The following is a 17,662-nucleotide window of genomic DNA, read 5'->3' on the forward strand; positions in this document are numbered from 1 at the left end:
TTCACTTCTTTGCTGCCTTGCGCCGAGGAATCCAGCTTCTTTGAATTCACTGGAAGACGCAGGCGCAAAACTCTTGAAGGAATAGTTATATTCCTTCAAAACCGAACAAAACGTAAGCGCCCACTTCCGACTAGCCCATAAGGGCAGTCGCCTTCGCTTTTCGTGTCATCCTTAGAAAGGAGGTGATCCAGCCGCACCTTCCGGTACGGCTACCTTGTTACGACTTCACCCCAATCACTTGCCCCACCTTCGGCGGCTGGCTCCCTTGCGGGTTACCTCACCGACTTCGGGTGTTGCAAGCTCTCGTGGTGTGACGGGCGGTGTGTACAAGGCCCGGGAACGTATTCACCGCGGCATGCTGATCCGCGATTACTAGCGATTCCGGCTTCATGCAGGCGAGTTGCAGCCTGCAATCCGAACTGAGAGCGGCTTTTTGGGATTGGCTCCCCCTCGCGGGTTCGCAGCCCTTTGTACCGCCCATTGTAGCACGTGTGTAGCCCAGGTCATAAGGGGCATGATGATTTGACGTCATCCCCACCTTCCTCCGGTTTGTCACCGGCAGTCCCCCTAGAGTGCCCAACTGAATGCTGGCAACTAGGGGCGAGGGTTGCGCTCGTTGCGGGACTTAACCCAACATCTCACGACACGAGCTGACGACAACCATGCACCACCTGTCACCCTGTCCCCCGAAGGGGGAACGCCCTGTCTCCAGGGTTGTCAGGGGATGTCAAGACCTGGTAAGGTTCTTCGCGTTGCTTCGAATTAAACCACATGCTCCACCGCTTGTGCGGGCCCCCGTCAATTCCTTTGAGTTTCAGCCTTGCGGCCGTACTCCCCAGGCGGAGTGCTTAACGCGTTAGCTACAGCACTAAAGGGTTTGACCCCTCTAACACTTAGCACTCATCGTTTACGGCGTGGACTACCAGGGTATCTAATCCTGTTTGCTCCCCACGCTTTCGCGCCTCAGCGTCAGTTACAGACCAGAGAGCCGCCTTCGCCACTGGTGTTCCTCCACATCTCTACGCATTTCACCGCTACACGTGGAATTCCGCTCTCCTCTTCTGCACTCAAGTCCCCCAGTTTCCAATGGCCCTCCACGGTTGAGCCGTGGGCTTTCACATCAGACTTAAGGGACCGCCTGCGCGCGCTTTACGCCCAATAATTCCGGACAACGCTCGCCCCCTACGTATTACCGCGGCTGCTGGCACGTAGTTAGCCGGGGCTTTCTCGTTAGGTACCGTCACCGTACCGCCCTATTCGAACGGTACTTCTTCTTCCCTAACAACAGAGCTTTACGATCCGAAGACCTTCTTCGCTCACGCGGCGTCGCTCCGTCAGACTTTCGTCCATTGCGGAAGATTCCCTACTGCTGCCTCCCGTAGGAGTCTGGGCCGTGTCTCAGTCCCAGTGTGGCCGGTCACCCTCTCAGGCCGGCTACGCATCGTCGCCTTGGTGAGCCGTTACCTCACCAACTAGCTAATGCGCCGCGGGCCCATCCGTAAGTGACAGCCGAAGCCGCCTTTCAACCAAAGACCATGCGGTCTTCGGTGTTATCCGGTATTAGCTCCGGTTTCCCGGAGTTATCCCGGTCTTACGGGTAGGTTACCCACGTGTTACTCACCCGTCCGCCGCTAACCAAACAAGAGCAAGCTCCTGTTCGGTCCGCTCGACTTGCATGTATTAGGCACGCCGCCAGCGTTCGTCCTGAGCCAGGATCAAACTCTCCATAGAAAGTTGATTGGCTTGTTTTCAGCTTCAGCTTTTCGCATTGTCCAGCTCCGGCTCGCAACGCCTTGCGGAAAATAACCTTCCTCCGTCGACATGCAAGCATGTCTCGTCGGAAGAACATTTTCCTTCCGGCGTTAGGCGCTCGCCTTCGCTTTTCGTATTGTCCAGCTTCAGCGCCTAGCTCTCTTGCGCCAAATAACCTTCCCCCTCGAAGTGCAAGCACTTCTGCGGGTGAAGAACATTTGGCTTCGAGAGCTGATCTCGGCGCTTCAGCTTTTCTATGTGGACGCTTCGTTTTGTTCAGTTTTCAAGGAACTTACCTAAAATGTGGAGCCTATCGGGATCGAACCGATGACCTCCTGCGTGCAAAGCAGGCGCTCTCCCAGCTGAGCTAAGGCCCCATATGACCAAAATCGGGAAGACAGGATTCGAACCTGCGACCCCATGGTCCCAAACCATGTGCTCTACCAAGCTGAGCTACTTCCCGCTATGGCGCGCTCGAGAGGATTCGAACCCCTAACCTTCTGATCCGTAGTCAGATGCTCTATCCAATTGAGCTACGAGCGCACGTGCCGAGAGCCGGACTCGAACCGGCACGGTAGTTACCTACCCCAGGATTTTAAGTCCTGTGCGTCTGCCAATTCCGCCACCCCGGCGAATGATGGAGCGGAAGACGGGACTCGAACCCGCGACCCCCACCTTGGCAAGGTGGTGTTCTACCACTGAACTACTTCCGCAATTAATATTATCAAGAAAGAATGCGGGTGAAGGGACTCGAACCCCCACGCCCGTAAAGGGCACTAGACCCTGAATCTAGCGCGTCTGCCAATTCCGCCACACCCGCAAGATGGTGAGCCATGGAGGACTCGAACCTCCGACCCTCTGATTAAAAGTCAGATGCTCTACCTACTGAGCTAATGGCTCATGTGGTGAAGACACTCATTGTTTTTTCGTTACCTCTTCCTCTACTAGCGAATTCGAAGATGTTGAATGCGTCGAGGCAACTCGTAGCGAATTCATGGATGTTTAGCTCGTCGCTTCCCACGAAGCTAATGTTTTTTATTTATTGAAAATGGTGGAGGATGACGGGATCGAACCGCCGACCCCTTGCTTGTAAGGCAAGTGCTCTCCCAGCTGAGCTAATCCTCCACAACAACTGCCTAGCGACGACCTACTCTCGCAGGGGCGCTGGCCCCAACTACCATCAGCGCTGGAGAGCTTAACTTCCGTGTTCGGGATGGGAACGGGTGTTTCCTCTCCGCTATAGCCACTAGGCAAGTGATAGACAAATTCTATTATAGTTCAACCGATAACATTGTCAAGAACTATTTTATTGCATCAAAATTCGCTAAAACTCGCTTCTTGCTGTTCATAAAAGCAAAATCTTCTCTTAATTTGACAGCTTTTTCTTTAGGTGTTTCTTATGTATTGTATTCGCCTTTAATACACCGTCATCTGTCTTTCAAAGCAGCTTTCATAATATATCATCTAAAAATCTTATTGTCAACTCTTGATTCCTCTTTCTTTTTTCGAAAACAGCATTTATTATTTTATATAATTTATACTTAAAAGTCAACTATTTATTTTTAAAACATTTCCCCTATGGGCAAAACACCCATAGGGGAAAGGAACATCCTATTTATGACGCATTTGCGGGAATAACAATACATCACGGATAGACTGGGAATTGGTTAACAACATGACAAGACGATCCACACCAATCCCTAAACCGCCTGTTGGCGGCATTCCGTATTCAAGAGCTTCGAGGAAGTCCTCATCCATCTCATGCGCTTCGTCATTTCCTTGTTCACGTTCTTTTAGTTGCGCTTCAAAGCGTTGGCGCTGATCGATTGGATCGTTTAATTCGGTAAAGGCATTTGCGTGTTCACGGCCGACGATAAACAACTCAAAACGATCGGTAAAGCGTGGGTCATCTGGATTTTTCTTCGCTAACGGCGAGATTTCTACCGGGTGGCCGTAAACAAATGTTGGCTGAATGAGCTTGTCCTCTACTTTTTGCTCGAAAAATTCATTGACAATATGCCCAAACGTCATATGCGGCGCTATTTCTACACCGTGTTCTTTTGCTAATTCCCGCGCTTCCTCATCGCTCATTTGCTTCCAAAAGTCAACCCCTACGTATTCTTTAATCGCATCGACCATGTGAAGCCGTTTCCATTCTGGCGTTAAATCCACTACATGCTCGCCATATTGAATTTTGGTCGTTCCTAATACTTCCTGCGCGATATGGGCGATCAGATTTTCTGTCAACTTCATAATATCGCGGAAATCGGCATATGCTTCGTATAGTTCCAGCATCGTAAATTCTGGATTATGCCGTGTCGAAATGCCTTCATTGCGGAACACGCGTCCGATTTCATACACTTTTTCCAAGCCGCCGACAATTAAACGTTTCAAATGAAGCTCAATCGCAATTCGCATATACAACGTCATATCAAGTGCATTGTGATGGGTGATAAACGGACGCGCTGCCGCTCCCCCAGCAACAGTATGCATCATTGGCGTTTCTACTTCCAAATAGCCATGGTTATCCAAATAGCGCCGCATTGATTGAATAATTAAACTGCGGGTAATAAATGTATTTTTGCTTTCTGGATTCATAATTAAGTCTAAATACCGCTGACGATAGCGCTGTTCAATATCTTTTAAGCCATGATATTTCTCTGGAAGCGGACGCAGCGATTTCGTTAAAAATTCGTAGGATGATACTTTAATCGAAAGCTCCCCTACTTTTGTTTTGAATACTGTTCCACGAACGCCGATAATATCGCCTAAATCGGAAATTTTAAAAAGCTCGTATTGGTCTTCGCCGACCTCATCTTGGCGAACGTAAATTTGAATTTGCCCCGTCACATCTTGGATATGGGCAAACCCCGCTTTTCCTTTGCCGCGTTTTGTCATAATCCGTCCCGCGACGGCCACTTGTATTTGCCGCTCCTCAAGTTCTTCCTTCGACAAATCGCCATATAAATCAAACAGCTCTTGCGCTTTATGTGTGCGTTCAAACCGTTTTCCGAACGGATCTACTCCCATTTCCTGCAATTTTTTTAATTTTTCCCTACGGACGAGTAATTGATCATTTAATTCTTCGTGACTCATACACCATTCACTCCATTTAACAAGTTTTTTATGAAAAATACTGCCAGCGAAGGCTGGCAGTCGTCACTGCAATCGTTTCATTCGTTTCTTATACAGCCTGTGCATCTGTTTTCGGTCTGTTTTCCACTTCTTCGACGAAATTGAGCAATAGAGTAGCGAGCTGTTCACGAGTTTCGCATTCATTAATCGCGTTGCGAATTTTTGCCGCTCCGCGCACCCCTTTTAAATACCATGCCGCATGTTTGCGCATTTCCTTGACAGCAATATATTCTCCTTTTAATGCAATTAAACGGTCTAAATGCAAAAGACATACATCCACCTTTTCTCTAGCCGTTGGTTCTGGAATTAACTCTCCTGTTTCTAGATAACGGACTGTACGGTAGATGACCCATGGATTTCCGAGAGCCGCACGTCCAATCATTACTCCGTCAACCCCTGTCTCTTCCAACATCCGTTTTGCATCTTGCGGGGTTTTTACGTCGCCGTTTCCGATCACAGGGATGTTGACTGCCTCTTTTACTTGTTTAATGATATTCCAATCTGCTTTTCCTTCGTACATCTGCACTCTTGTTCGTCCATGGACTGCGACTGCTTTACCGCCGGCCCGTTCGACGGCTTGGGCATTCTCTACCGCATAAATATGATTTTCATCCCAGCCGATCCGCATTTTTACCGTTACCGGTTTTTCCACCGCATCTACAATGGCGGCAACCACATCATAAATTTTATTTGGATCTAAAAGCCATTTCGCCCCTGCATCACATTTCGTAATTTTTGGAACAGGGCATCCCATATTAATGTCAATGATATCGGCATTCGTGTTTTTGTCGACAAATTTGGCCGCTTTGACAAGCGTTTCTTTTTCCCCACCAAAAATTTGCAGGCTTAACGGCTTTTCCCGCTCGTCAATATATAACATTTCTAGCGTCTTTTCATTATGATAGACAATTCCTTTATCGCTTACCATTTCCGCACAAACAAGCCCTGCCCCAAATTCTTTCACCGTAAGGCGAAATGCGGAATTGCACACTCCAGCCATTGGGGCAAGAACGACACGGTTTTTAATCTCTACATCGCCGATTTTAAACATCGGTTTACCTCCTTTCCTATTCTCTCGACTCTAACTGCGGCGGAGCCAGCTCCTCTACAGATATATTTAACCGTTCGGCAATTTGTTGGATTAATTGCTCCGACGGAAAGCGATTTCCTCGTTCAATTTCTCCCAGTATCGATATGGAAATCCCCAGTTCTTTTGCCAACCTTTCTTGTGTATATCCTTTTAGCTTCCGAAAAGCGCGAATACGTCTTCCCCATTTTTCTGCTTCCATATACGAACTCCTTCTCTGTCAGGTAGTCGATCTATGAAGTCTTCCAGGCATTGGGAAACATTTGGGATATGAATATCATGATTTATTTCTAATAATGGAATCATCACAAACGCCCGTTCCGTCATACGCGGGTGTGGAATGATAAGCTGCTCTGTTTCAATATTTTCATGATTATATAGTAAAATGTCAAGGTCTAACGTTCTTGGTCCCCAGCGTATTTCCCTCTTTCTTCCAAATCTTTGTTCGATTTTTTGCGTCACCTCAAGCAATGCAAAAGGAGAAAGGGCAGTAGTAATTTTGACAACCATATTTAAAAACTTATCTTGGTTGATGTAACCGACTGGTTCTGTCTCGTAAATAGACGAGGTAGCAGTGACAGAAATTTGCTCATGGTTGTCCAATGCTTTGACTGCTTCCCGCAAATAATATAGTCGGTTCCCGATATTAGACCCTAACGCAATATACGCATAATTTTCCATCTAACGACCCCTTACGATTTCTACCGCTACGGATTCATAATGGCCTGGAATAGGCGGATTTGGTTTGGTGACTTTAACGGTACAGCGAATAACAGTTGGAAAAGAAGATAAAATTTGCCCAGCGATCGCCTCTGCTACTGCTTCAATCAGCGCGAACTTTCTTTTCTCAACAATTTGGCGGCACATATTGTATACTTCCGCATAATTAATCGTATCTTCTAACCGATCGCTCTTTCCAGCCCTCTGTAAATTCGTTTCCAAGGTGACATCGACAACAAAGCGTTGCCCAAGCGCATTTTCTTCCGGAAGAACACCATGATACCCATAAAACTCCATTCGCTGAAGATAAATTTTATCGATCGCCCTCCACTCCTTTTCCTAACATCGCATCCATCATTTTCGCCATTCGCGCAATCGGCAATACATCATGTACGCGCACGATATGAGCGCCCTTCACAATCCCCAGGCATACCGTTGCCCCTGTTCCTTCGACCCGCTCATCAACTGGCAAGTCCAACACACGACCAATAAACCGCTTGCGGGACGTTCCAAGCAGCAGTGGGTATCCGAGCTGGGTAAATTCGTCTAAACGGCGCATGATTTCTAGGTTATGCTCAAATGTTTTCGCAAATCCGATACCTGGATCTAAAATAATGTTTTCGTCTTTCACCCCCGCACGTTTTACGATCGCAACGCTTTCCATCAAATCTGCGATCATATCGGAAATTAAATCCTGATACTCTAAATGATGGCGGTTGTGCATTAAAATAATTGGAACATCATAGGAAGCGGCGACTTCCGCCATTTTGGCATCCGCTTTGGCTCCCCATACATCGTTAATGATATGGGCCCCCGCTTCAATGGCCTGTTTGGCGACTTCCGCTTTATACGTATCAACGGAAATCGGAACTTTCACCTCTTTCGCAACGGCCTTTACGACTGGAATGACGCGGCGCAACTCCTCTTCTAACGATACTTTTTCCGCTCCCGGACGAGTCGACTCGCCGCCGATATCAATGATATCAGCTCCGTCTGCCACGAGCCGCTTGGCATGCTCGACGGCGCGATCGACATCATAAAACCGTCCGCCGTCAGAAAAAGAATCAGGTGTGACGTTGACAATTCCCATGACCATTGTTTTTTTACGTAAATCTAACTCATAATCCCCGCAACGCAGTACAAAAGGAGCTGCATTCGCTATGCTCATTGATCCCCAATCCTTTCTGTCAATTCATGTCTTGTCCATAAAAAGGGCGTAAAGCGTCTATAATGTTTCTGCAATAATGATGTAATGGTCCCATCGGCGCCTGCATAGGCGCGGCCCTCGACTTGATAAATCGGAACGATTTCCTGAATCGAATTCGTCACAAAGATTTCATCGGCTTGCTTTAGATGCGTTAGTGGATAAAACCCTTCCTTATAAGCGATGTTTAGCGCCCTCAACATCGCAAGCACAAACTGTCTTGTGACACCATTTAAAATGCCTGTACGAATTGCCGGAGTATATACGGTTTCGTTTTTTACCCAAAAAATGTTCGAAACGATTCCCTCGGCAACATACCCTTGTTCATTCAGAAAAATGCCTTCTGCATCTGTGCGGCTGCCCAATTCCCGTTTTCCTATAATATTGTTGAGATAATGATGCGATTTTAACCGTTCGGTTCCCTCCGGGGTATTTCGTCTTGCTTTTAAAATGATTCCTACTTTTCCTTTTGTAAAGGATGGCGCAGACAATGGCTTCATATACATAATAATCGTCGGCTCGCCGTAAGCAGCCGTTTGCAAGCCAATATCGCCAATGCCTGCAGAAACATTCAAACGAACATAGGCATCTCTTAACCCGTTTACTTCTAGCAATCGGTAAAGTATTTCTTTCACTTCATCGCGCGTAAAAACCTTGACAATATTCATCTCCCGCAAGCTGCCGTTTAGCCGCTCCAAATGGTCATCGAGCAAAAACGGATGACCGTCATAGGTGCGAAACGTTTCAAATACGCCAAGCCCATATAAAAAGCCGTGATCAAATGGTGAAATGCGCGCTTCATCTTTATGGACGATGTCTCCGTTGATATATATGTACATGTTACTATCGAACCCTTTTATATGTTTCTATAAAGTTTTTCAACAACTGCATTCCGTGGCTGGTCATAATTGACTCCGGGTGAAACTGCACTCCTTCCACTGGCAGTGTCTTGTGACGAATCGCCATGATTTCGTTTTCTTCTGTCCACGCGGAAATCTCGAAGCAATCCGGCAACGTTTCTTTTTCAACAATAAGGGAATGGTAGCGAGTAGCGGTAAACGGACTAGGAATGCCGCTAAAAATCGTTTTTCTATCATGGAATACTTGCGACGTCTTGCCGTGCATTAAACGGTCAGCGCGAACGATTTTTCCGCCAAATGCTTGTGCAATCGCTTGATGGCCAAGACAAACGCCAAAAATCGGAATTTTCCCAGCGAAATATGCGATCGCTTCGAGGCTGATGCCAGCTTCATTTGGCGTGCAAGGTCCGGGAGAAATCATAATGAAATCTGGATTTAACCCCTCTATTTCTTGAATGGTCACCTCGTCATTTCGTTTCACGATCAATTCTTCGCCTAGCACACCTAAATATTGCACTAAGTTATATGTAAAGGAATCATAATTATCAATCATGATAATCATTTCTATCTCACCTCATGCTCTGATATAGTTTCTCTGCTTCGCTCAGCTCTTTCGCTTTCCAAAGGGCTGCCGCCTTTTTCAAACATTCCTCATATTCATGTTCCGGATGCGAATCAATGACAATTCCAGCTCCTGCTTGCACATGGGCTATGCCGTCTTTCGCGATCATCGTGCGAATCGCAATGTTGAATTCCATATCTCCATTAAATCCGATCCATCCAATCGAACCGGTATACAATCCCCGCCGTACCGGCTCGAGTTCTTCAATAATTTCCATCGTTCGCACTTTTGGTGCACCAGTAATGGTGCCGCCAGGAAACATGGCTTGGATAACATCAAATGCATCTTTTCCTTGTTGGAGTTTTCCCGATACATGCGAAACGATATGCATCACATGGGAGTATCGTTCAATCGTCATCCACTCATCCACTTTCACCGTACCGTATTGACATACACGTCCCAAATCATTGCGCTCTAAATCGACGAGCATGGCATGTTCGGCAATTTCCTTTTCGTTGGCCAGTAACTTTTGCGCGATCCGCTCGTCTTCTTCTTTTGTTTTCCCGCGTGAACGCGTTCCGGCAATCGGTCTTGTGCTAATGTCATTTCCCCGTTTTTTGACGAGCAATTCAGGCGAACCGCTAACAATTTGAAACTCTGGAAAATGAATATACGCCATATACGGAGATGGATTGATGACGCGAAGCTGCTCGTAAATATGAAATGGATGTACCAACAGCGGCTTTGATTGGCGCACCGATAAATTTACTTGAAATACGTCGCCTTGGGCGATATATTGCTGCACCCGGCAAACGGCTTGCACAAACTCCTCTTTTGTCATCGAAACCGAGGGATCGACTTTTTTAGTCTGAAATGCCCAACGAATGTCTTCTTTCTTTTCCTGCAGCCAACACATCTCATAAAAGGAGAGCCGCCGCTCTGCTTCAAATTCTTCTCCATCCCTGTAATGAACAATCATATGCAGCTGATGCTTTTGATGGTCGTATACAAATACATCGTCAAAAATGAAAAAATACATATACGGAAGCTGCAAGTCGTCTTTGGCATAGGACGGGATTTTTTCAATATATCGCATACCATCATAGCTGATATAACCGATTACCCCGCCCTGAAAAGGAATGTCGTCATCCGCGGCGGAAAAAGAGACACCGGCAAACCATTGCTTCAACAATAATAGCGGGTTGCCTTCATACCGTTTTTCTTCCCCATGATAAACAATATGGAGCTGATTTTCCGTCGCGCGAATGATGCCATTGGGGGCGAATCCGATGATGCTATACCGTCCGCCTTGACCGCTTTCTAATAAAACATGATACGGCTGTTCATGCGCAATCATCTTATATTGCAAGAACCAGTCTCGGTACGCATAAGAAACTGTCCGCCTCTTTCTTTTTCGCTTTTGTTCCATAGCAAGATCACTCCTTGCCTTCTACCGCTATATACCTATTGTACAATGAGTCGGCCAACATATCATTATAAAAAAAGTTCGACAGGGTTTCTTTCCCCCTGCCGAAATAGGACGATTTAGTCTTCGAATTGGTAAAGCGGCGTGCTTAAGTAGCGTTCGCCATTACTTGGAATAATGGCCAATACTTTCTTTCCTTTTCCAAGTTGTTTCGCCACTTTCAACGCGGCATGAATGGCAGCACCAGAAGAAATTCCGCCAAGGATTCCTTCTTCGCGGGCAGCGCGGCGAGCAGCGGCAAACGCTTCCTCCGTTGTCACCGTAATGACTTCATCGTAAATGTTTGTATCTAAAACGTCTGGCACAAATCCGGCTCCAATTCCTTGAATTTTGTGCGGGCCTGGTTTTCCACCCGATAATACCGGTGAATCAGCAGGCTCTACGGCATAAATTTTAATATTTGGATATTTTTCACGAAGAACTTGTCCTGCTCCGGTAATCGTTCCGCCCGTACCGACGCCGGCAATGAACGCATCTAATTGATCGCCCATTTGTTCAACAATTTCCTTCCCTGTCGTTAAGCGGTGAATTTCTGGGTTAGCCTCATTTTTAAACTGTTGGGGCATAAAATAGCCATGTTCTCTGACTAATTCTTCTGCCTTTTCAATGGCGCCCCGCATCCCTTGGCTTCCCGGCGTAAGCACTAATTCAGCGCCATATGCACGCAATAAATTGCGGCGCTCTAAACTCATCGTATCTGGCATGACTAAAATCGCTTTATAGCCTTTTGCGGCGGCAACCATGGCCAAGCCAATTCCCGTGTTTCCACTTGTCGGCTCGATAATCGTATCGCCTGGTTTTAATTTCCCTTCTTTTTCCGCCGCTTCAATCATCGCCAAGGCAATCCGGTCTTTGACGCTGCTTCCTGGGTTCATAAACTCAAGTTTTAGATAGACATCGGCACTGTCTTCATCGACAATACGATTTAGTTTCACTGCCGGTGTATCACCGATTAATTCCGTGATGGAGTTTACTGTTCTCGCCATGTTTCCACCTCTAATCCCGATTAATTTTATCGAATTTGTTTCCAATGTATCAATTATTGGCTTAATTGTCAATCATTTTGATCTTTTTAAATTTTTTATGCTTTTTTCGCATCTGCAAGCTGCTTCAGCTGCTTAAGCTCCTCTTTGGTGAAGTGGTACGTTTCATTGCAAAAATGGCATGACGCTTCGGCGTATCCTTCTTTGTCGATAATATCTTGAATTTCCTGCGCGCCTAAACTGATCAACGCATCGGCAATTCGTTCCCGTGAACAGCGGCAAACAAACGCGACCGGAAGCGTTTCTAACACTTTGACATTTCCCTTCCCAAGCAGTTCTTCCAAAATCTCTTCGGGTGTCAATCCGCTTTCCACCATTCTCGAGACAGGCGGAATAGTCTGTAAGCGCCTTTCAATCTGATCAATCGTCTTTTCTTCCGTTCCTGGCATTAGTTGAAGAATAAAGCCTCCCGCCGCCAATATCGTATGATCTGGATTGACGAGTACGCCAACCCCAACGGAAGACGGAACTTGTTCCGAAGAAGCGAAATAGTACGTAAAATCCTCACCGAGCTCCCCGGAAATAATTGGTACTTGTCCAGTAAAGAAATCACGCAGCCCCAGGTCTTTCACGACCGTTAACATTCCATTTTTTCCTACGGCTCTCGCCACGTCTAATTTTCCATGTTCGTTTAGCTCAAAGTGCACATGTGGATTAGTGACATACCCGCGTACCTCTCCTTTGGCATTGCTGTCGACAAGAATGGTGCCGATCGGGCCGCCGCCGTCAATTTTAATCGTTAATGTTTCATCGCCTTTTAACATCGCTCCCATCATCACTCCCGCGGTAAGCGCCCGTCCAAGCGCTGCAGAGGCAGTTGGCCACGTTTGGTGGCGGCGCTGTGCTTCGCCAACCGTTTCTGTCGTGCGGGCCGCGTACGCTCTTACTTGCCCGTCATAAGCCAATGCTTTCACTAAGTAATCTCCCATACCAACTCAACCTTTCATTGTTTTTTATCTACATTTTTCTCATACAAAATTTTTAATCCCGTTAGCGTCAAAAACGGATCCACAATATCAATGACATTCGATTCGCTGGCAATTAAGGACGCTAATCCTCCTGTCGCAATCACTTTTGGCGGAACAGGGCTTTTTGCCTTCATCCGTGAAACAATGCCTTCTACTTGCCCTACATAGCCATACAAAATTCCCGCCTGCATCGCACTAACCGTATTTTTTCCAATAATATCGTCAGGACGGGCGATTTCGATGCGCGGCAATTTCGCCGCCCGCGCAAACAGCGCCTCCGTTGAAATCATAATCCCTGGAGCAATCGCGCCCCCCATATATTGTTTATGTTCGTTAATATAACAATACGTCGTCGCCGTACCGAAATCGACAATAATGAGCGGGCTGCCATACAAATGGATGCCGGCAACCGCATTGACAATCCGATCGGCGCCTACTTCCCTTGGATTGTCATATTTAATATTTAGACCCGTTTTAATTCCTGGCCCGACAATGATTGGCTTAATATGAAAATATTTTAAACACATGCGCTCCAGCGCAAACATAATTGGTGGAACAACGGAAGAAATAATAATGCCATCAATGTCGGAAAACTGAAGACCGACATGGTTCAATAGCGCCTTGATCGTCATTCCGTATTCATCTTCAGTTTTGCCGCGGCTTGTTTCAATGCGCCAATGATGTTTTAATTCATCCCCGTCATATACCCCCAGCACCGTATTCGTGTTGCCAACATCTAACACAAAAATCATTGCCTCATCCCCACTTTTCACAAAATTATTACTTCCTACATCATATCATACATTGTTTTTTCTGGATAAAAAAAGATGTCCCTGTAAAAGAGACACCTCTACTCATCTTTCTTTTGAATATTAATTTTGACGTCGTTGTTACCGCCTTGGTCTTTATTGTCTTGGTTGTTGCCTTCATCACTTTGATCGCGGTTTGGCAATGTGCCGTGCTCAAACAAATGTTTAATTTGTTCGGCATCCAACGTTTCTACTTCTAACAGTGTTGTAGCGATTAAATCCAATTTATCGCGATGTTGCGTTAAAATGCTTTTTGCCTTTTCGTAACACTCTTTAATAATGCGTTGAATTTCTAAATCAATTTCATAAGCAATTTTATCACTATAATTTTGCTCATTATGCAAATCGCGGCCTAAAAATACTTGCCCGCTCGGCTGGCCAAACTGCATCGGACCGAGTTTTTCGCTCATTCCGAATTCCGTCACCATGCGGCGGGCAATATTGGTTGCGCGCTGGAAGTCGTTATGCGCGCCTGTGCTGACTTCATTAAACACGATTTCTTCTGCTACCCGTCCGCCTAGCAAGCCGGTGATTTTATCCATTAACTCTTGTTTTGTCATAAAATAGCGGTCTTCTTTTGGAAGCATCACCGCGTAACCGCCCGCCTGACCGCGTGGTACGATCGTTACTTTATGCACCATTTCCGCATCAGCAAGCACCATGCCGATGACGGTATGCCCTGCTTCGTGGAACGCAACAATGCGGCGCTCTTTTTCGGAAATGACGCGGCTTTTCTTTGCCGGCCCGGCAATGACGCGGTCCGTCGCTTCATCAATATCGCTCATATCAATTTTCTTTTTGTTCCGCCGCGCTGCCACCAGAGCCGCCTCGTTCAGCAAGTTTTCCAAATCCGCGCCGGAAAAACCTGGTGTACGCATCGCAATCGTTTTTAAGTCAACCGATTCATCGAGCGGCTTATTGCGAGCATGTACACGCAATACTGCTTCACGGCCTTTGACGTCTGGGCGATCTACCGTAATTTGCCGGTCAAAGCGTCCAGGGCGCAGCAGCGCTGGGTCTAAAATGTCTGGACGGTTGGTTGCTGCGATAATGATAATTCCTTCATTGCCGCTAAAACCATCCATCTCAACAAGCAATTGGTTGAGCGTTTGTTCGCGTTCGTCGTGTCCACCGCCAAGTCCTGCACCGCGTTGACGACCGACCGCATCAATTTCATCAATGAAAATGATACATGGAGCATTTTTCTTCGCCGTTTCAAACAAATCGCGCACACGCGATGCACCGACACCAACAAACATTTCCACGAAATCCGAACCGCTAATGGAGAAGAACGGCACGCCTGCTTCTCCAGCAACCGCACGCGCAAGCAACGTTTTCCCTGTTCCCGGAGGGCCTACGAGCAGCACCCCTTTTGGAATACGGGCGCCAAGCTCGACGAACTTGCGCGGATCTTTTAAAAATTCAACAATTTCCACGAGTTCTTGTTTTTCTTCGTCCGCACCAGCAACATCACGGAAACGAACTTTTCTTTTATCGTCCGTATATAGCTTTGCCCGGCTTTTTCCGAAGTTCATCACCCGGCTGCCGCCGCCTTGCGCTTGATTCAGCAAGAAGAAAAACAAGATAAAAATAATGACAAATGGGATGATCGAGGTAAAGAAGGTGACCCATCCGCTCGTTTCATCCGCCGGCAGGACTTCCACTCGCGTCCGCTTCGCCGCCGCATCAATACGGTTTAACACCGTATCGCTATTCATGACATAAGTAGAAAAGTATTGATCTTCATTGTATGTCTTAAGCTGCCCTTTAATTTCATATACGCCGCGCTCCGGCTTCATGGAAAATGATTTCACATCGCCATTTTCCAAATGGGTAATAAACGCATCGTATGTCATCGGTTCTGTCCGCTGGTTGCTTCCGTTAAAGAAGCTGACCACGCCGATGACAACGAGAAAGATCAATAGATAAAATATTGTATTTCGGAAAATCCGATTCATTTCGTGCCTCCTCCCATATGAAACACACTATACTCAATACTATCATAGAAATTTGTATAAATACAAACGATTCGCTAGCAGCCGAAAAAAGCAATTTTATTTATTATACACTTCCGGCTTCAACACCCCGATAAAAGGAAGGTTGCGGTATTTTTCGCAATAATCCAAACCGTAGCCGACAACAAATTCATCTGGAACAATAAACCCAGCGTAATCCGCTTGAATGTCCGCTTTTCGTCCGGAAGGTTTGTCTAGCAGCGTCACAATTTTAATCGAGTTTGCCTTGCGGTAACGGAACAGGTCGACTAAATAACTTAACGTCAAGCCACTGTCGATAATATCCTCAATAATTAAAATGTCCCTTCCTTCCACCGATGTATTTAAATCCTTTAAAATTTTCACTTCACCGGACGATACAGTCGCATTCCCGTAACTAGACACATCCATAAAATCCATTTCTAAATATGTATCAATATGCTTTAGCAAATCAGCCATAAACGGCATGGCTCCTTTTAGTACGCCGACCGCCAACGGAAACCGCCCATCATACTCTTCCGTCAAAATTTTGCCTAACTCCTTTACTTTTTCTTGAATTTGCTCTTCGGTAATCAGTATTTTTTGAATATCGTCTTTCATCCCCATGTTTCTTTTCCTCCTAGCTGTTCATCTGCTCTTTATAGTGTAATACAATATAGTGTGTTTTGGTAACATCGGTTGCTTCAAAAGCCGATTTTTTTAGCTTCGGAATCCATATAATATTTCCTTGTCCATCCTCGACAATCGGCCAGCGTTCTCTTTCATGCAACGGAATTTTCGCTTCAATGAAAATTTCTTTTACTTTTTTTGTTCCTGTCATCCCTTTCAACGTCATCCGGTCACCCGCGCGGCGCGTCCGTACCCGCAGCGGGAGGCAAACTGCCTCTGGATCGATAATAAACATATCATTTCCTTTCTGCTCATTCGGATAGTGTTCCCAAAATTCGCTAACGATTACATGATGATTTGGGAGGGGCAATACAGCCGGAATATGTAATTCGAATATATAGCCTGCATCTTTTTTTTCTTCCTGAAAAGTAAACAGGCAGCAATCATAAGAGCGAATAACCTTTAAGCCATTTGGCAAGTCTAACCTCCCCGAAGGACGGCGGCAACGCAAAAGCGTCAATATACTATGGATATGTACTGAAGAGAGGGAAGAAGGGACGCCTTGATAAAGATCGCCAAGCAACAACTGAAGTCCTCTTCTCTGCAAAGGCTTTGCCAACGCAAGAAACGGCTTAATTTTTAACATCACCGCATCGCGTTGTTTTTCCATTACTTTATTCAGCGCATCCCTCGCTAATTCCTCTAAAAACTCCTCATCTTCCATTACCATTTCGCTATACAGTTGAAACCGTTCATGAAGGCGCGGATTTTCTTTTTTTAACAATGGAATAATGTGATGGCGAAATCGATTTCGCGTATAATCTTCTTTATCATTGCTAGCGTCATGGCGCGTCGTGATTTGGTGCTGCCGGCAGTACGCTTCAATATCCGTACGGCTTACCGCCAGAAACGGACGGATAATGTATCCGCCACAAAACGGGCGCTTTGCAGGAATGCCGGCATAGCCTTTGCTCGTGCTTCCGCGCACGAGCCGCATTAAAATCGTTTCGACCTGATCATCGCCATGATGGCCTAAAGCTAAATATTGCGCTTGATATTTTTTCATTACTTCCGCAAAAAATTGATAGCGGCATTGACGCGCTGCCTCTTGGGCTCCTAGTTTCGACCGGCGCTGGAACGCCGGAACATCGATTTGCTTCGCCTCACATATAATACCGCGTGTCGCGCAAAAATGTTTCACGAAATGCATATCTTCTTCAGACTGTTTGCCGCGAAACATATGATCTACATGGGCAGCGATCAATGTGATATTCCATTTCTTTTGCATCGACCAAAAAAAATGCAATAGCGCCAGCGAATCCGGGCCGCCTGATACTCCAACAATCACTGTTGCATTCCGGGTAAGCAGTGCATGCTTTTCGATAAACTCGTACACTTCCGCGATCATTTCGAAAAAACCTCTTTGTCCAAAC

General features: G+C 46.3%; 15 protein-coding genes, 8 tRNA genes and 2 rRNA genes. All 25 read right to left on the bottom strand.

The features are described 5' to 3' along the window. Positions 1-175: 175 nt before the first annotated feature. The 25 genes from BV455_RS08310 to tilS all read right to left on the bottom strand — a co-directional run bounded on the left by BV455_RS08310 (position 176) and on the right by tilS (position 17,637). Positions 176-1,731 (bottom strand): 16S ribosomal RNA (locus BV455_RS08310). Between the two features lie 325 nt (positions 1,732-2,056). Then, positions 2,057-2,129 (bottom strand) — tRNA-Ala (locus tag BV455_RS08315). Positions 2,130-2,141: 12 nt separating this feature from the next. Beyond that, positions 2,142-2,215 (bottom strand) — tRNA-Pro (locus BV455_RS08320). Between the two features lie 3 nt (positions 2,216-2,218). Further along, positions 2,219-2,295 (bottom strand) — tRNA-Arg (locus BV455_RS08325). 3 nt (positions 2,296-2,298) lie between these two features. Further along, a tRNA-Leu gene (locus BV455_RS08330) sits at positions 2,299-2,384 on the bottom strand. 6 nt (positions 2,385-2,390) lie between these two features. Further along, a tRNA-Gly gene (locus BV455_RS08335) sits at positions 2,391-2,465 on the bottom strand. 22 nt (positions 2,466-2,487) lie between these two features. Next, positions 2,488-2,572 (bottom strand) — tRNA-Leu (locus BV455_RS08340). 4 nt (positions 2,573-2,576) lie between these two features. Continuing rightward, positions 2,577-2,652: transfer RNA gene (locus BV455_RS08345), tRNA-Lys, on the bottom strand. Positions 2,653-2,801: 149 nt separating this feature from the next. Continuing rightward, positions 2,802-2,877 (bottom strand) — tRNA-Val (locus BV455_RS08350). Positions 2,878-2,886: 9 nt separating this feature from the next. Next, a 5S ribosomal RNA gene (rrf, locus tag BV455_RS08355) occupies positions 2,887-3,003 on the bottom strand. Positions 3,004-3,363: 360 nt separating this feature from the next. Continuing rightward, positions 3,364-4,848: a lysine--tRNA ligase gene (gene lysS / locus BV455_RS08360; RefSeq protein ID WP_017435424.1), complete on the bottom strand. Its 1,485-nt coding sequence runs from the start codon at positions 4,846-4,848 to the stop codon at positions 3,364-3,366. Between the two features lie 88 nt (positions 4,849-4,936). Next, a complete protein-coding gene (gene dusB / locus BV455_RS08365; protein WP_017435423.1) occupies positions 4,937-5,938 on the bottom strand; it encodes a tRNA dihydrouridine synthase DusB in 1,002 nt (333 codons plus the stop codon). A gap of 16 nt (positions 5,939-5,954) precedes the next feature. Further along, complete coding sequence (locus BV455_RS08370) at positions 5,955-6,176, bottom strand: helix-turn-helix domain-containing protein (RefSeq protein ID WP_017435422.1); 222 nt, start codon at positions 6,174-6,176, stop codon at positions 5,955-5,957. Further along, complete coding sequence (folK, locus tag BV455_RS08375; RefSeq protein WP_017435421.1) at positions 6,128-6,655, bottom strand: 2-amino-4-hydroxy-6-hydroxymethyldihydropteridine diphosphokinase; 528 nt, start codon at positions 6,653-6,655, stop codon at positions 6,128-6,130. Before folK ends, BV455_RS08370 begins: the two co-directional genes overlap by 49 nt. After that, positions 6,656-6,991 carry a dihydroneopterin aldolase gene (folB, locus tag BV455_RS08380; protein ID WP_017435420.1) on the bottom strand — a complete coding sequence of 112 codons (336 nt, stop codon included), beginning with the start codon at positions 6,989-6,991 and terminating at the stop codon, positions 6,656-6,658. A 16-nt stretch (positions 6,992-7,007) separates the two neighbouring features. Further along, positions 7,008-7,862: a dihydropteroate synthase gene (gene folP, locus BV455_RS08385; RefSeq protein WP_017435419.1), complete on the bottom strand. Its 855-nt coding sequence runs from the start codon at positions 7,860-7,862 to the stop codon at positions 7,008-7,010. Then, the gene (pabC, locus tag BV455_RS08390; protein WP_017435418.1) at positions 7,859-8,737 is read right to left on the bottom strand and encodes an aminodeoxychorismate lyase; all 879 of its coding nucleotides are present in this window, start codon (positions 8,735-8,737) and stop codon (positions 7,859-7,861) included. The genes folP and pabC overlap by 4 nt, the downstream gene beginning before the upstream one ends. A 4-nt stretch (positions 8,738-8,741) precedes the next feature. Then, on the bottom strand, positions 8,742-9,320 hold the full coding sequence (gene pabA, locus BV455_RS08395) for an aminodeoxychorismate/anthranilate synthase component II (RefSeq protein ID WP_042410355.1): 579 nt from the start codon (positions 9,318-9,320) through the stop codon (positions 8,742-8,744). 7 nt (positions 9,321-9,327) lie between these two features. Then, positions 9,328-10,749 carry an anthranilate synthase component I gene (gene trpE / locus BV455_RS08400; protein ID WP_042410357.1) on the bottom strand — a complete coding sequence of 474 codons (1,422 nt, stop codon included), beginning with the start codon at positions 10,747-10,749 and terminating at the stop codon, positions 9,328-9,330. Positions 10,750-10,865: 116 nt separating this feature from the next. Continuing rightward, positions 10,866-11,792 (bottom strand): cysteine synthase A, encoded by a 927-nt coding sequence (gene cysK / locus BV455_RS08405; RefSeq protein WP_042410391.1) that lies wholly within the window; start codon positions 11,790-11,792, stop codon positions 10,866-10,868. A gap of 95 nt (positions 11,793-11,887) precedes the next feature. Then, positions 11,888-12,778 (bottom strand): Hsp33 family molecular chaperone HslO, encoded by an 891-nt coding sequence (gene hslO, locus BV455_RS08410; RefSeq protein WP_017434494.1) that lies wholly within the window; start codon positions 12,776-12,778, stop codon positions 11,888-11,890. Positions 12,779-12,792: 14 nt separating this feature from the next. Next, the gene (locus BV455_RS08415; protein ID WP_026078399.1) at positions 12,793-13,569 is read right to left on the bottom strand and encodes a type III pantothenate kinase; all 777 of its coding nucleotides are present in this window, start codon (positions 13,567-13,569) and stop codon (positions 12,793-12,795) included. Between the two features lie 98 nt (positions 13,570-13,667). Then, the gene (ftsH, locus tag BV455_RS08420; RefSeq protein ID WP_017434492.1) at positions 13,668-15,584 is read right to left on the bottom strand and encodes an ATP-dependent zinc metalloprotease FtsH; all 1,917 of its coding nucleotides are present in this window, start codon (positions 15,582-15,584) and stop codon (positions 13,668-13,670) included. A gap of 96 nt (positions 15,585-15,680) precedes the next feature. Continuing rightward, entirely contained in the window at positions 15,681-16,226 is a 546-nt protein-coding gene (gene hpt, locus BV455_RS08425; RefSeq protein WP_017434491.1) for a hypoxanthine phosphoribosyltransferase, read from the bottom strand. A gap of 13 nt (positions 16,227-16,239) precedes the next feature. Next, positions 16,240-17,637, bottom strand: coding sequence for a tRNA lysidine(34) synthetase TilS (gene tilS / locus BV455_RS08430; protein ID WP_042410395.1), 1,398 nt, complete (start codon positions 17,635-17,637; stop codon positions 16,240-16,242). Between the last annotated feature and the right edge of the window lie 25 nt (positions 17,638-17,662).

Source organism: Parageobacillus caldoxylosilyticus (assembly GCF_019272935.1).
In the GTDB taxonomy this organism is placed as follows: domain Bacteria; phylum Bacillota; class Bacilli; order Bacillales; family Anoxybacillaceae; genus Saccharococcus; species Saccharococcus caldoxylosilyticus.